Source organism: Xanthomonas sp. WHRI 7064 (assembly GCF_040202355.2).
Classification (GTDB): Bacteria; Pseudomonadota; Gammaproteobacteria; order Xanthomonadales; family Xanthomonadaceae; genus Xanthomonas; species Xanthomonas arboricola.
The window spans coordinates 256,424-270,946 of the sequence record NZ_CP167821.1 but is presented as its reverse complement, the minus strand read 5'-3'; the positions used below and the strand labels follow the sequence as shown (position 1 = coordinate 270,946).

The 14,523-nt window shown below is 66.9% G+C and carries 12 protein-coding genes; 1 reads left to right on the top strand and 11 read right to left on the bottom strand.

The genetic code is table 11. The features are described 5' to 3' along the window. Positions 1-37 precede the first annotated feature (37 nt). The 10 genes from ABQY74_RS01120 to ABQY74_RS01075 form a co-directional block, all read right to left on the bottom strand. Positions 38-1,024, bottom strand: coding sequence for a YheT family hydrolase (locus ABQY74_RS01120; RefSeq protein ID WP_167707567.1), 987 nt, complete (start codon positions 1,022-1,024; stop codon positions 38-40). Positions 1,025-1,087: 63 nt separating this feature from the next. Then, positions 1,088-1,987, bottom strand: coding sequence for a lysophospholipid acyltransferase family protein (locus tag ABQY74_RS01115; protein WP_349792997.1), 900 nt, complete (start codon positions 1,985-1,987; stop codon positions 1,088-1,090). A 21-nt stretch (positions 1,988-2,008) separates the two neighbouring features. After that, entirely contained in the window at positions 2,009-2,437 is a 429-nt protein-coding gene (locus tag ABQY74_RS01110; protein ID WP_016904231.1) for a hotdog fold thioesterase, read from the bottom strand. A 273-nt stretch (positions 2,438-2,710) separates the two neighbouring features. Continuing rightward, positions 2,711-4,732, bottom strand: a complete 2,022-nt coding sequence (locus ABQY74_RS01105; protein ID WP_349792995.1) for a phospholipase D family protein — start codon at positions 4,730-4,732, stop codon at positions 2,711-2,713. Then, on the bottom strand, positions 4,729-5,301 hold the full coding sequence (locus ABQY74_RS01100) for a YceI family protein (RefSeq protein WP_024939492.1): 573 nt from the start codon (positions 5,299-5,301) through the stop codon (positions 4,729-4,731). The genes ABQY74_RS01105 and ABQY74_RS01100 overlap by 4 nt, the downstream gene beginning before the upstream one ends. A 3-nt stretch (positions 5,302-5,304) precedes the next feature. Further along, positions 5,305-5,781, bottom strand: a complete 477-nt coding sequence (locus tag ABQY74_RS01095; RefSeq protein WP_016904234.1) for a histidine phosphatase family protein — start codon at positions 5,779-5,781, stop codon at positions 5,305-5,307. Positions 5,782-5,795: 14 nt separating this feature from the next. Beyond that, complete coding sequence (locus ABQY74_RS01090; protein WP_016904235.1) at positions 5,796-6,428, bottom strand: ParA family protein; 633 nt, start codon at positions 6,426-6,428, stop codon at positions 5,796-5,798. Positions 6,429-6,580: 152 nt separating this feature from the next. Further along, the gene (locus ABQY74_RS01085; protein ID WP_349792993.1) at positions 6,581-7,654 is read right to left on the bottom strand and encodes a hypothetical protein; all 1,074 of its coding nucleotides are present in this window, start codon (positions 7,652-7,654) and stop codon (positions 6,581-6,583) included. Between the two features lie 65 nt (positions 7,655-7,719). Beyond that, entirely contained in the window at positions 7,720-8,637 is a 918-nt protein-coding gene (locus ABQY74_RS01080; protein WP_349792991.1) for an AEC family transporter, read from the bottom strand. Between the two features lie 818 nt (positions 8,638-9,455). Next, positions 9,456-10,094: a M48 family metallopeptidase gene (locus tag ABQY74_RS01075; protein ID WP_039517757.1), complete on the bottom strand. Its 639-nt coding sequence runs from the start codon at positions 10,092-10,094 to the stop codon at positions 9,456-9,458. A 193-nt stretch (positions 10,095-10,287) separates the two neighbouring features. On the opposite strand from ABQY74_RS01075, the gene ABQY74_RS01070 reads away from it, so the two are divergent. After that, positions 10,288-13,995: an indolepyruvate ferredoxin oxidoreductase family protein gene (locus ABQY74_RS01070; RefSeq protein ID WP_349792989.1), complete on the top strand. Its 3,708-nt coding sequence runs from the start codon at positions 10,288-10,290 to the stop codon at positions 13,993-13,995. 253 nt (positions 13,996-14,248) lie between these two features. On the opposite strand, the gene ABQY74_RS01065 is transcribed toward ABQY74_RS01070, so the two are convergent. Then, entirely contained in the window at positions 14,249-14,518 is a 270-nt protein-coding gene (locus ABQY74_RS01065) for a DUF3253 domain-containing protein (RefSeq protein ID WP_102583702.1), read from the bottom strand. Positions 14,519-14,523 lie beyond the last annotated feature (5 nt).

Genomic DNA, 14,523 nt, shown 5'->3' with positions numbered 1-14,523 from the left:
AAACGCCTATTGTAACGATGCGCGGGGTGCCGCCGACCTACGCCTGCGCCGCCAGCCGCTCGGCCACCCAGCGTTCGGCGAATCCATCGCCGCGGGCGTTTTCCAGAAAGCCGCAGTGGCCGCCCCAGCGCGCGATTTCCAGCTGTGCATGCGCCGGCAGCTGCCAGGCGGCGAAATCCTCGAACGGAATGACCGGGTCGTCCTCGGCCATCAGGATGTCCACCGGCACCTGCAGGCCGGCCAGGCGCTCGCCGGCGATCGAATAACTGTCGAAATACGCTTCCAGCGAGCCATGCCCGGTGTGCTGCTCGGCCAGCCAAGCCATCAGCCCGCGCATGTCCAGCGCCAGCGTGGCGTCGTCGTAGCCGTGCTGATCGGGGAACAGCTTGCGCTTGCGCAGCAGCGACTCGCGCCACTTGCGGCGGAAATACCAATCGTAGAACTGCGGCCCCTTTTCCAGCTGCAGCATGGTCGCCGCCGGATCCAGCAACGGGCACACCGCCGCCACGCGCGCCAGCGGCAGCCCGGCCGCCGGTGCCCGGAGCGCCAGCCGCAATGCGAAATTGCCGCCCAGCGAATAGCCCGCCGCCAGCAGCTGCGGCGCGGGAAACCGCTGCCACAGATCGCCCGCCGCATTGACCACTTCCTCGATGCGATCGGAGTGGAACAGGTCCACGTTGAGGTGGTGCGTGCCGCCGTGGTCGCGGAAATTCAGCCGGAACACCTGATAGCCCAGGCCGAGCAGGCGCGCGGCGGTCAGCCGCATGTAATTGGAGTCGGCGCTGCCTTCCCAGCCGTGCAGCAGCAGCACCGTGCCGCGTACCGGTGCATCGCCGGGCGGGATGCTCATCCAGCCCTGCAGGCGCACGCCGTCGCCGCCGTCGAGAATGTGTTCGCTGGTGACCGCGCCGCTGGCGGCCAGCAACTGGCGGCTGCGGAGCCGGCGCAAGGCACTGCTGCCCAGCACCGATTGCACATGCGGATTGCGCAGCCAGCGCGGCGGCAGATAGTCGGAGGCGTTCATGCGCTCATCGGGCCAGACAAGGGGGTGCTGGCCGCAGGGGTGATGAGCGCTTGCATCGTCGGCTTAGGACTCCATTGCCGCAATGATGCGTTGCCGCGAGGTATCGGCCAGGCGGCGCCGGCCTTCGATATCCAGCGCGCGGATCGGCTCGAGAAAATGCACCTCGGCCAGCCGCGACGGCTCGCCGAGCAGACGCACGATATTGGCGAAGAAACTCTCGCGCTCGCCGAACGCCACCACCGCCTGCGCATTGCCGCGCTCGCCGTAGCGCAGCGCCACCGGCTGCACCGGCACACCGGCCTCGACCGCGGCCTGGAAGATGCGCGCATGGAACGGGCCGACTTCGGTACCGCCACGGGTGCGGCCTTCGGGGAACACACCCACCGGCTTGCCGCTTTGCAGACGCAGCAGCATTTCCTGCAGCACCCCGCCCAGCGATTCGGTATTGCCGCGCTGATGGAAGATGGTCTGGCCCTTGGTCGCCAGCCAGCCGACCAGCGGCCAGCCGGCGATCTCGCGCTTGGCCACAAAGCCCATCACGCGCTGGCTGTGCAGCATCGAGATGTCGACCCAGCTGACGTGGTTGGCCACGAACAGGGTCGCGCCCGGCAGCGGGGTGCCGAAGCGCCGCAGGCGGAAGCCGAAGATGCGCATCAGGTTGCCCTGCCACCAACGGATCATCAGCTCGTCCAGGGTGTCGTCGCGCCCGGTACGGATGCTCGCCAGCGGCGGCGCCACCACGCACAGCATGGTGATCGGCAGGCAGATGCTCAGATGCATCAGCAACAACGGCACCCGATACAGGTACCGGAACCAACGCAGCACGCTGCCAGCGTCGCGCGTGGCGTCCAGGGATGACTCGCTCATTGACGGAACGGGACCGGTACCAGGGGAAGGAAGCGCAACTATTGTGACAGCAGCGTGGCCTGCGCGCAGTGCCCGCAGCGGGTGGCGCTGTTCCACCCATGCACTTGCACGGCGTGCTCAGCCATTGCTGCGCGGGACCACGGCCAGGGTCAGCCGCGAGACGCAGACGCGCTTGCCGGCCGGATTTTCGATGGTGATGTCCCAGACCTGGGTGCTGCGCCCCACATGCACCGCACGCGCGGTGCCGGTGACCAGGCCATCGGTGGCGGCGCGCAGGTGATTGGCATTGATCTCCAGCCCGACGCACATCTGCGCGGTCATATCCACGCACAGGTTGCCGGCGCTGCTGCCCAGAGTTTCGGCCAGCACCACCGACGCACCGCCGTGCAGCAGGCCATACGGCTGCTTGGTGCGCGCATCCACCGGCATGGTGGCGCTCAACCAGTCGTCGCCGGCGGCGGTGAACACGATGCCCAGATGTTCGATCAGGGTGTCACGGCTGGAGGCGTTGAGGGCGGCCAGGTCGACGGGTTCGCGGAAGGTCATAGGCTGGGGATTGGGGATTGGGGATTGGGGATTGGGGGAATCGGGAATCGGGAATCGGGAATCGGGACAGCATCTGCGGCGCTGGGGTCTGATGCAACTGCCTTTGGCTGGCGCTGCACGCCAGGCCGCGATGGTGACTTCGGCGGATGGCGGTGTGTGGCGCGCCGCCTATCTACTGCAGCGCACCGCGCCATTGCAGCGGTGCGGCACTCCACGATGCACCGGCTGCCCCGAGACGTCTCGATGCCGCCCCGGGTCGACACGCCGCTGCGATCAGAGGATCGGCACCAATCCTGCACCGAAGGCGGTCAGCATCCGCACCAGCAGCCATTTCGGGCCGACGTTGACCTCGGGGAAATCGCCTACCGCCACATAGCACTGCCGGAACTGCGGGTCCTGGCGCTTGAGCGGGAACGGGCAACCCGGCCCCGGCTGGAACTCGTAATTGGTGGCGTAGCGCCAGGGCCAGAAATCCAGCACCGGCAAGGCTTCGGACACCTTGCCCACGCTGTAGTTCAATCCGCTCAGCACCGGCGGCTTTTCGCGCGGAGCCACGGTCCAGGCGTTTTCCGGCGCCATGTCGCGCTCGATGCTGGCCGCCAGCGCCTGCGCAAAGCGCGCATCGTCGATCACCACCGCCGCTTCGGTGTTGTAGTTCTCGCTGCGCGGATCGAAGTTGTGCGTGCCGATCACGCCGATGCGGCGGTCCACCACCAACGACTTGGCATGCAGGCCCATGCGCGCACCGGCACGGGTCACCGGCAGCGGCTTGTTGACCGCGCGCGTGCCCAGGAACGAAGGCCGTGTCTCGGTGCGCAGCACGCGCCGATCGACCTCGCTGCCGCCGGGCGCACGGCCTGCGCCACCCCCGCTGCCGCGGATCGCAGTGCCGGCCGTGCCACCGCCACCGCCACCACTGCCACGCATGGCGTTGCCGGCCGCACTGCCGCCGATCACCCGGTTGACCCGACCATCGTCTTCGGCCGACTCGGCCGCCGCGGGGTTGAGCGGATCGGGCACCAGGTTGGCGTACTCCACCGGCGCGTTCAGCGGGAACGGCTTGAACTCGTAGACGTTGAAGCCCAGCTCGCGCATGTTGCGGCGTTTGAACTTGTACGACAGCGCATACACGATCGGGTTGTCGGTGGCGGCCAGGCTATTGGTCGACACCACGATCCGCGGCGGTTGCGGGCGCTGGCGCAATGCGCGGAAGATCGACTGCGCCTCGTCGGAAAGCACCAGATACGGCGTCTGCAGCAGCACTTCCTGCTGCGCGCCGGCGATCAGGCCGTCCAATTCGGGCGCGGTGGACACCGCCTTGGCGGCGTGCTCCTTGCGGTGCTTCTGCGGCAGATCGGCCACATACAGCACGCGCTGCACCGGCATGGCCGGGGTCACGAACGCATCGCGCACGAACTGCGGATCGCGCGCCTCCTGATCGACCCGCTCCACCCGATCGGGGCGGCGGAACGTGGCCGGCGGCATCTTGGGCGCGCCCTGCTCCAGCAGCAGGCGCCCGACATCGTTCAGACGCTCGGCCGGCACGCTGCGGCGCGCGCGCCAGAACGCATCGAAATTGGCCGCCATCGCACGCACTTCCGGACCGGCCAGGATCACGTCGCGGTCGCGGAAGTTATACTCGCTATCCCAGTCGTAATAGTCGTCCTGGTAATTGCGCCCGCCGACCACGCCGAGCACGTCGTCCACCACCAGCAGCTTGTTGTGCATGCGCTGGTTGAAGCGGCGGAAACAGCACACCACGCTGCCGGCATAGTCGAAGTAATTGAGTTTGACCTTGCCGAAGGTCGGGTTGTAGATGCGCAGCTGCAGGTTTTCGTGGGTGCTGGCCAGCGCACCGAGAATCTGCAGATCGGCGATCGCCGAGAGCTGATCGATCAGGATGCGCACCTTGACCCCGCGCTGCGCCGCATCGGTCAGCGCATCCAGCACCATCCGCGCGCTGTCGTCCTTGTCGAAGATGTAGGTCTGCAGGTCGATGCTGCGGGTGGCGCTGCGGATCAGGTTGAGCCGCGCCACCAGCGATTCTTCGCCGTGATCGACGATGGTGGCGTAATGCCGCGGCGCGGCCGGCGTGGAGGCGGTGATCGCCTCGCCACCCAGCGCGCGCAGCGGCGAGAGCTGGGCGCAACGATTGGCCTGCGTGCAACTGACCACGGTACTGCGGGCAGCGGCCGCCACCCCGGCGGCACGGTTGCGTTCGATTTGCGACAGGCCGGCGCATCCGGTGCCGAGCAACAGCGTTGCCAGCACAAGCACCCTCAACAGGAACCTCACGGGCGCCGCGCCTCCTGCAACCGCCCACGCAGAATGAACGTCACCCTGTCACCCAGGGCCATCTGCCACGCATTCATTCCGTAACGTCCACGCAGGACCGTACCTCGACTGATTACATCGCAATCATAGCCCGGCCGCGCGCATTCAGCCGGCACCACGTGCAGGGTCTCGATGTGGGTGATTCCGCGAATGGTCAGGTTGCCGGTGATGTCGCCGCCCTTCTTCACCACCTCCGCGGTATAGGGAAACGACTCAAATTCCACCACCGGATACTGCGCGACGTCGAAAAAATCCTCGCCGCGCATCCACGCCGTGTAGCGGTCCTTGCCCGGAATTTCCACCTGCGTGGCATCCAAACGGAAGCGCACCTGCTGGCGCCCGTCAGGCAATTCCGCCAGTTCACCCCGAAAGCGCGGGAAGAACCCCTCGATCTTCATGCCGAAGCGCGTCCTGATCTCGAACCCGAAGCGCGATTGCACCGGATCGATGGAATGCAGCTTCTGCTGCGCCATGCACGGAAGAGCGACCCAGAGCGCGAGCCAGGCAAACCAGCGCAGCGACGATGACACGGATCAAGGCCACCAGAAGGCGGTCAGGCGGGCGATGCCCGGTTCGATGGCCGCATCCAGCGGCAGTGCCAGCAGGGCGATCGCGGCGGTCGGCATGCCACGGTAGTCGCCGGTCTGGCCGCTGTGCATCAAGGCGGCCAGCCGTTCCAGGCCCGGGTTGTGGCCGACCAGCAGCAGGCGCTCGGCATCGCGGTGCTCGTCCACCAGGCTGGCCAGGGTGCCCGGCGTGGCGTCGTAGATCCGCTCGTCCAGGCGTTGTTCGATGTAGCCGGTGAGTTCCAGCACCGCTTCCAGCGTCTCGCGCGCACGTCGCGCCGGCGAGCACAGCACGCGATCGGGCACCAGGCGCTGCTCGCGCAGCCAGCGGCCGGCAGATTCGGCCTCGGCGATGCCGTGCGGAGACAGCGGGCGATCCAGATCGGCCTGGCCGGTATCGGCCGGCTCGGCGTGGGCGTGTCGCAGCAATATCAGTTCGCGCATGAAAACACTCCGGTCTAGGACTTCTTGAGCCACTTGAACAGCGGCTCCCAGTCCTGTTGATGGTCGCGCACCTGCGCCGAGCGGTAATCGAACAGGCTGCGCCCCAACCCGGCCATCACCACATAGGCCTGGGTGTCGCGCAGCTGGGTTACCAGGGGATAGGGCCAGGCGCCGATCATCTCGGCAGCTTGCTGCGAGGTCTGGGTCCAGGGACGGGCGCGGTTGAGCACCAGGCCCACCGGCAATTTGCGCTGATGCACGCGCGGCACCTTGGCCAGCGTGTTGAGGAAGCCGACCACCGCTTCGATATCCAGCGCCGAGGACAATACCGGCACCACGATGGCATCGACGTGGTCGAGGAAGCCGCTCAGGTCGTCGGCCATCGCACCGGCCGGAGCATCGATAACCAGCTGGTCGGTACCATCGGGCACCGCGGCCTGCCAGTTGCGCCGGCGGGTGGCGTCGATCGGCAACACCGCACTTTCCAGGCTGGCGCGACGCTGCGCCCAGCGCGTGGACGAGCCTTGCGGATCGGCGTCCGCCAGCACGGTGCGCTGGCCCTGCAAGGCCGCATGGGCGGCCAGATTGGTGGCGATCGTGGTCTTGCCGACGCCGCCTTTGGAGCCGGCCACCAGGACTGTCTTCATGCACGCCTCGCTTCCGGGAGCAAGCCGGCAGCGTACACCGCGACGAAGTGAGGAAGTAGTCGAAAGGCGTTAAACGTGCACCGGCGATCGCTCTCGCACTGCAGCATCGTCCGCTGGCAGATGGCCGAGGCGACATGCGCCGGCCAAGCGGATTAGCGGGTCTGGTGGCCCGGTGCGCCCGGCTGCCAACCCGCTGGCGGCTGCACTGCAAGGCCTTGACGCTGTAACCGCGCACGCAACGCCGGCACTTCGCCCTGCGTCAGGACGGCCTCCAGCTTGTCGGCCAGGCCATCGACGGTGGACGCGCGGGGCTGCTCCTGCTGCTGTAGCCACTGCAGTTCCCGCACCCGCGCCTGCCAGCGCGTGGCATCGGCGCCGCTGCTCAGTGCCGCAATGCCCCTGCTGCCGATCATGGCGGTGGCCAAGGTGGACTCGTCATTGGCCACGTTGTTCAGCACCGCCATGCACTCGTCGCGTAACGCGGGCGTGGCAACGGTGGGGCTGCAGCGCCGCATCAGATCGCCCAGCGCCGGAAGTGCATGTGCAGACCAGGCACCCATCACGAACATCGCCGCCATGCCCGCGCCCGTGGAGGGCATGCCTTGCGCGTCGAGTTGCGCGCGCAAGCTGACCGAGGCCAGCGATGGCCATTGCACGCCGCCGTAGATGGCATGCAGAGCCTTGCCGAGTGCCAGCGCACCGCTGTCGAAATGATCGGACTGCACGGCCGCCTGCCAGGCGCGTTCGGCAGCCGCCTGGTCGCCGCGGCGCTGCGCATCCGTATAGGCACGCAGATGCACACTGGCGTTGCCGGCATCGGCCTGCTCCAGGAAGGCCAGCGCAGCGCCTGGGTCACAGCGCAACGCAGGTGCGCAACCGGCGGATTCCATGCGCGCTACCAACGGGTCGCGCGGCCGCGCGTCCAGGGCACGCTGCAGCCAGACCCGCTGGATCGGGGCGTAGCCTCCGTCTGCGGCCGACACCGCGTCGTCCTCGGCATCGACCCACAACAAACCGGCCAAATACAGCTGCCTGGGCTCGCCGCTGGCCGCCATGCTGCGCAGGCGTGCCTGCATGGTCTGGCCGACCTGACGCGCCCATTGATCCACCAGCGGATCATTGGCCGCAGCCGCTGTGCTCGCAGGCGTTGACGCCATGGCCGAATGTGCCACGCAGATGCTGCCAAGCCATAGCAACGCCGTGGTGATCAAGCGATATCCGTGCATGTATTGCTCCTGTCCATATGGGCTCGCAGTGTTGCGGGCCAGCATTTCATACGGACCAGGCCCTATCAAGCCACCAGGCGCGCCAACAACCAGGCCCATGCGGGCAGGGTCAGCAGCGACAGCAGGATGCTGTAGCCGACCATCGCTGCGGCCAGGCGCGGCGCCAGCCGATGCGTGATGGCCAGCGCGGCGGCGGTGATCATGGTGGGCATGGCCGATTCGAGCAAGTTGGTCTGCAGCATCGCGCCATGCAGGCCGAGCGCCAACGACAGCGGCAACGCCAGGATCGGCATCACTGCCAACTTGAAGGCCAGGCCCACCGCCAAGGGTTTAAGTTCGTCTGCAGGCAGGCGCAACTGCAGCGAAAAGCCCACCGCCAGCATCACCAGCGGCAGCATCGCGTCGGACAGGCTCTTCAAACCCGCGCCGATCCAGGTCGGCGGCTGTTCCGGCATCACGGTCAATGCAAACAGCAATGCCCACAGCGGCGGGAAGCGCAGCACGCGCAACAGGATCAGCTTCGCGGTCGGCGGAGTGTCGCCGCTATAGCGGGCCAGCACGTACAGCCCGAACGTCGATAACAGCACGAAGGTGCCGAACTGGTCGTAGACCACCGCATACGGCAGGGCGTGATCGCCGATCAACGCGCGCACCATCGGAAAGCCGATGAAGCTGGAGTTGGTGAACACCACGCACATCAGCAGCGCGGCGTATTCCTCGCGCTTGAACCGGAACAGGCGGCTGCAGCCCCACAGCAGCGGCACGATGATTGCGGTCAGCAGCCACGGGGTGGCGATCACCCCACCCAGCGAGGCATCCAGGTGCAACCGCGGCACATAGGTCAGCACCGAGGCTGGCAGGCAGATGTACAGCACGATGCGATTGAGTACATCGGCGCTGTTGTCCGGCAGCACCCGCAAGCGCGCGAACAGCAGGCCAAGCCCCAACATCGCCAGAATCAACGCAAATGCATCCACCGCCATGGCGTGGTCAGGTCCGTGGGAAAGCAGCAATCAGCATCGCATAGTGAGCGTCGTGCCTGGATCAGTGACGGGCTGGATCGACGACGGGCTAAATCGGCAAGCATGCCTACGCGTGGCGCAGATCGGTCGCTCAACGCCTGGCGACAGGCATGTCGAGGCTTGCCGCTTCCGGGATCTGGCGCACCAGTATCGAACAACGCGAATCACGCACTGCTCTTGAGCATGCGCACCGACCACCTCGACTGGTCCTTGCAGCAAAGCCGCAGATCAACCGCTCTACGATTGAGCTATCGCACGGGCGGCTGCTTCAAAAGACCGACCATCTCAACTGGTCCTTGCCCGCTCACCGTCGCGGGACCTTACGCGGCATGGATGCCGCGTAAGAGCCTACACGGACGTACTTGCGGCGTGTCCCGCGATGGTGGGCGGGCAAGGGCCCTGCAGCCAAGCCGCAGATCAACCGCTCTACGATCGAGCTATCGCACGGACGACTGCCTCAAAAGACCGACCATCTCGACTGGCCCTTGCCCGCTCACCGTCGCGGGACCTTACGCGGCATGGATGCCGCGTAAGAGCCTACATGGACGTACTTGCGGCGTGTCCCGCGAGGGTGGGCGGGCAAGGACCCTGCAACCAAGCTGCAGATCATCCGCTCTGCAACTGATCCATCAGCGCTGACCAATCCTTCGAAGCACGACACCCGAAGCAATCGACTTGGAGCGGTGGCTGCGTTGCCCGCTGGCGCCGGCCGCAAAACGGCGTGCGACGTGATGCACAGCAGCGCGCTGCGGGGCTTTCTGCAGCGCGCCGCCGCCGAGTTACGGAAACGCCGGCGGGTTGGCCTGCCATGCCGCAAAGACCTCGGCCAGGCTGGCGCGTTCGGCCTCACGCCAATCCGGCAGCAAGGTGGCGTAGCTGGCGGTGCTGCTCCAGCGATCCGGCCAGGTGCGCACTGCGGCGGCATACCACTCAACCGCTTCCTGCTTACGCCCGGTGCGCCATAGCGCCAGGGCGGCGGTGGTCGGCAACCAGGCCGGCGCGGCCGGACGGCCGTTGGCCAGGCTGGCCCACTGCTGCAAGGCCTTGTCGGGCTGGTCGGCGCGCAACAGATCCCAGCCGTAGTTCCAGGTGATGGCGCGGTATTGCTGGCTGCCGTTGGAGACCAGCCCCAGGGCACCCTGGTAGAGCTCGTCGCCCAACTGCGTGCGTCCACCGGCATAGGCCAGCGAGGCGAGCTGCGCGCGCGGCTCGGCCGCACGGGCGTCACGCTGCACCATCGCCGCCAGGCGGTCGACCACCGCATCGCCCTGCCCCTGTACCGCGACCACGGCCTTCGTAGTGCCGCGATCTTCGTCGAAATAGAACTCCTTGGGCTTGGGCAGGTTCTGCGCCTGCGCCATCGACCACACGCCCCCGAGCAGGGCCAACATCGCGGCCCATGCGTATTTCCTTTTCACTGGCTTTATCCCCTGACAGCAAACGACCCTTCCCGTCCCCATCGTAACCGCAGCGCGACGGCTGTGCATCCGCATGCAACGGGCGCGTGAAGAGCGACTGTTACACTTTGCACCGCCGTTTTGGAATCCGTCGGGCAGGTCATTGGTTTCAGATGACACGCACCGGGTCCCAGCCACCCTTTCCGGGCACGCCATGACCAGTACTGCTGCACTCTCTTCTCCCGACTCTGCCAACACGCCGGAGCTCGGCCAGGTGGATGCGGATTACACGCTGGAGCACAAGTACACGCGTGCCGATGGGCGCATCTACTTGTCCGGTGTGCAGGCGCTGGTGCGGCTGCCTTTGATGCAACGCCTGCGCGATGACGCCGCCGGGCTTGCGACTGCCGGCTTCATCAGCGGCTATCGCGGCAGCCCGCTGGGCGGTTTCGACCTGGAGCTGTGGCGTGCGCGCAAGCATCTGGACGCGGCCAGGGTGACCTTCACCCCCGGCCTCAACGAAGACCTGGCCGCCACCATGGTCTGGGGCACCCAACAGACCAACCTGTTCCCCGGTGCCAAGGTGCAGGGCGTCTACGGCATGTGGTACGGCAAGGGCCCGGGCGTGGACCGCAGCGGCGATGTGTTCAAGCACGGCAACGCCGCCGGCACCTCGCCGTATGGCGGCGTGCTGGCACTGGCCGCCGACGACCATGCCTGCCGCAGCTCCACCCTGCCGCACGGCTCGGAAGAAGAATTCGTCAGCGCAATGATGCCGATCCTCAACCCGGCCGGGGTGCAGGACATCCTGGACATGGGCCTGCTCGGTTGGGCGATGAGCCGCTATACCGGGCGCTGGGTCGGCTTCAAGACCATTGCCGAGACGGTGGAGTCGTCGGCCTCGGTGGATGTGGATCCGTTCGCACGCAGCATCGTGCTGCCGGAGGATTTTGCGCTGCCGCCGGGCGGCCTGAGCATCCGCTGGCCGGACCCGCCGGTGGACCAGGAAATGCGCCTGCACCGCTATGCGATCGCCGCCGCACAGGCCTTTGCACGCGCCAACCAGATCGACAAAGTGGTGCTGGATTCGCCGCATGCGCGGCTGGGCATCGTCACCACCGGCAAGAGCTATCTGGACGTGTTGCAGGCGCTGGAATACCTGGGCCTGGATGCGCAGGCCTGCGCGCAGATCGGCATCCGCGTGTACAAGGTCGGCATGACCTGGCCGCTGGAGCCGGTGGGCATCAGCGCGTTCGCGCGCGGGCTCGACGACATCGTGGTGGTGGAAGAGAAAAAGGCCTTCATCGAGCGCCAGATGAAGGAGCTGTTCTACAACTGGCCGGCCAGCGCCGGTGCGCGGCCGAGCATCGTCGGCAAGTACGACGAGCAGGGCGAATGGATCCTGCCGTCCACCGGCGAGTTGACTCCGGCCACGATCGCCGCGGTGATCGGCAAGCGCATCCAGCGCTTTGCACTGCCGTCCAGCGCGATGACCGAGTCGATCGAACAGCGGCTACGCTGGATGGACAGCAAGGAGGCCGAAATGGCCTTGCCGCGCGCGCTGTTCCCGCGCGTGCCGCATTACTGCTCCGGCTGCCCGCACAACACCTCCACTGCGGTGCCGGAAGGCTCGCGTGCGCTGGGCGGCATCGGTTGCCATTACATGGTGACCTGGATGAACCGCTCCACCGACACCTTCACCCATATGGGCGGCGAAGGCGTGACCTGGTCGGGGCAGGCGCCGTTCACCGAAACGCCGCACGTGTTCCAGAACCTGGGCGACGGCACCTATTTCCACAGCGGCTCGCTGGCGATCCGGCAGTCGGTCGCCAGCGGCGTCAACATCACCTACAAGATCCTCTACAACGATGCGGTGGCGATGACCGGCGGCCAGCCGGTGGACGGCACGCTCACCGTGCCGGACATCGCGCAGCAGCTGCGCGCCGAAGGCATCCACACCATCGCGGTGGTCAGCGACGACATCGGCAAATGGACGCGCCGGCGCGAGCGCTTCCCCAGCGAGGTGGCGTTCCACGATCGCAGCGAACTGGATGCGGTGCAGCAGCAGTTGCGCACGGTCAAGGGCGTGTCGATCCTGATCTACGACCAGACCTGCGCCACCGAAAAGCGCCGCCGCCGCAAGCGCGGCAAGCTGGTCGACCCGCCCAAGCGCGTCATGATCAATTCGCTGGTGTGCGAAGGCTGCGGCGATTGCGGCGAAAAGAGTTTCTGCGTGTCGGTGTTGCCCAAGGAGACCGAATTCGGCCGCAAGCGACAGATCGACCAATCCAATTGCAACAAGGATTATTCCTGCGTGTCGGGCTTTTGCCCGAGCTTTGTCACCGTGCATGGCGGTGCGCCGCGCAAGGGCCAACAGCGCGATGCCAGCGCCTTGCTGGGCAACCTGCCCGCGCCGCCGCAACGCACCACGCTGCAACAGCCCTGGAACATCCTCATCACCGGCGTCGGCGGTACCGGCGTGGTGACCATCGGCGCATTGCTCGGCATGGCCGGGCACCTGGAAGGCAAGGGCGCCACGGTGCTGGACCAGACCGGCCTGGCGCAGAAGGGTGGCGCGGTGACCACGCATATCCGCATCGCACGCCGACCGGCCGATATCCACGCAGTGCGCATCGCGGCCGGCGAAGCGGATCTGGTGCTGGGCTGCGACATGGTGGTGGTCAACGATTACTGGGCCTTGTCCAAGGTGCGCGACGGCCGCACCCAGGTGGTGCTCAACACCTACGAAGCGATGCCGGGCAACTTCACCACCCAGCCGGATCTGCAGTTCCCCGCCGCCGAGATCATTGCCGGCGTGCGCACCGCATTGGGCGGCCAGGAGCCGCTGTTGCTGGATGCCACGCAACTGGCGACCGCGCTGCTGGGCGATGCGATCGCCAGCAACCTGTTCGTGCTCGGCTATGCCTGGCAACACGGGCTGGTGCCGTTGTCGCACGCCGCGCTGATGCGCGCGATCGAACTCAATGGCGCGGCGGTGGCGATGAACCAGCAGGCGTTTGCGTGGGGGCGCCTGGCCGCGATCGACCTGCCGGCGGTGCAGCAGGCCGCAGGACTGCGCAAGGGTGGCGAGCGTGCGCATGCACAGGGCAATACGCCGCCAGCGCGCGCACCCGGCAGCTGGGAAGAGCACGATCTTGGCGGGCAGACCGCACCGCACGCGCTGGCACAAAGCGACGGCAACACGCTGCATGGCGATGTCGATGCGCCCACGCATCCGCTCGACGACGAGCAGCTGGCGCAGTCGCTGGACGAAGCCATCGCGCGGCGCGCGGCGTTTCTGACCGACTACCAGGATGCCGCCTACGCACAGCGCTATCGCAGCCTGGTCGAGCGCGTACGCACGCGCGAAGCACAACAGGCACCCGGCAGCAGCGCATTGCGCGAGGCGGTGGCGCGTTACTTCTTCAAGCTGATGGCCTACAAGGACGAATACGAGGTGGCGCGGCTGTATACGCGTGGCGACTTCCAGCGCCGGCTGCAGCAGCAGTTCGAAGGCGACTACACGCTGCGCTTCCACCTGGCACCGCCGCTGTTGGCCAAGAAGGATGCGCACGGCCACGCGATCAAGCGCGAATACGGGCCGTGGATGTTCACTGCGTTCAAGCTGCTGGCGCGGCTGAAGTTCCTGCGCGGCGGCAAGCTGGATGTGTTCGGCTACAGCGCCGAACGGCGCGGCGAGCGTCAGCTGATTGCCGACTACGTAGCGACAGTGGACACGCTGCTGCAACGGCTGGATGCCGACAACGTCGGCCTGGCCGCGCAGATCGCCAGCATTCCCGAACATATCCGCGGCTACGGGCATATCAAGCACGCGCATCTGGAAGAAGCCAAGGCACGCGAAGCGGCGCTGCTGGTGCAGTGGCGCAATCCCAAAGCCTTGCATGTGGTGCAGGCGGCGTAGGTCTGGCGGATCGACGTTGCAGCGTTAAAGCGTTGCGCGCCGATGATGGGGCGTTGCCGGTAGTGCGGCAGTGACGGGCTGATGTGTCGTGGCACAGATGCCACGCAACGGCCGCTGCTACGGCGACTGACCGCGTTGCCGCATGACGGCGGTCAGTGCCGGCTGGGGCGATGGGCTACCGGCGTCACGATCGGCTAGCCAAGGTGCCCCTGCAGCACACGCGAGCGGTGGTGCGCATGCAGCGCCCCACCCTTCATTCGAAATGCCGGCCGCGTCTCAGGCGGACCGGCCCACGCACAGTTCGCACATCGATCACTTCGCCCCGTTGGGTAATCTGCACCACATCGCTGCTGACCAGATCGGCGGCAACGCTGCGGATCTGCGGCATCAGCGCGCGCCAGCGCGCTTCGTCCCCGCTGAGCGCGCGGGCGACCTCGGACGGGCAGATCGATTGCTCAGGCAGCCGGTGCGCCAGCAGCGCGCGGATGGTCGCGACGATCTGCGCATCGTCGATCCGTTGCACGCCAG

Excerpts from the sequence above, each read along its gene's own strand:
- ABQY74_RS01090 (WP_016904235.1), bottom strand. The coding sequence starts at position 6,428 with ATGAAGACAGTCCTGGTGGCCGGCTCCAAAGGCGGCGTCGGCAAGACC.
- ABQY74_RS01080 (WP_349792991.1), bottom strand. The coding sequence starts at position 8,637 with ATGGCGGTGGATGCATTTGCGTTGATTCTGGCGATGTTGGGGCTTGGC.
- ABQY74_RS01070 (WP_349792989.1), top strand. The coding sequence starts at position 10,288 with ATGACCAGTACTGCTGCACTCTCTTCTCCCGACTCTGCCAACACGCCG.
- ABQY74_RS01110 (WP_016904231.1), bottom strand. The coding sequence starts at position 2,437 with ATGACCTTCCGCGAACCCGTCGACCTGGCCGCCCTCAACGCCTCCAGC.
- ABQY74_RS01085 (WP_349792993.1), bottom strand. The coding sequence starts at position 7,654 with ATGCACGGATATCGCTTGATCACCACGGCGTTGCTATGGCTTGGCAGC.
- ABQY74_RS01120 (WP_167707567.1), bottom strand. The coding sequence starts at position 1,024 with ATGAACGCCTCCGACTATCTGCCGCCGCGCTGGCTGCGCAATCCGCAT.
- ABQY74_RS01095 (WP_016904234.1), bottom strand. The coding sequence starts at position 5,781 with ATGCGCGAACTGATATTGCTGCGACACGCCCACGCCGAGCCGGCCGAT.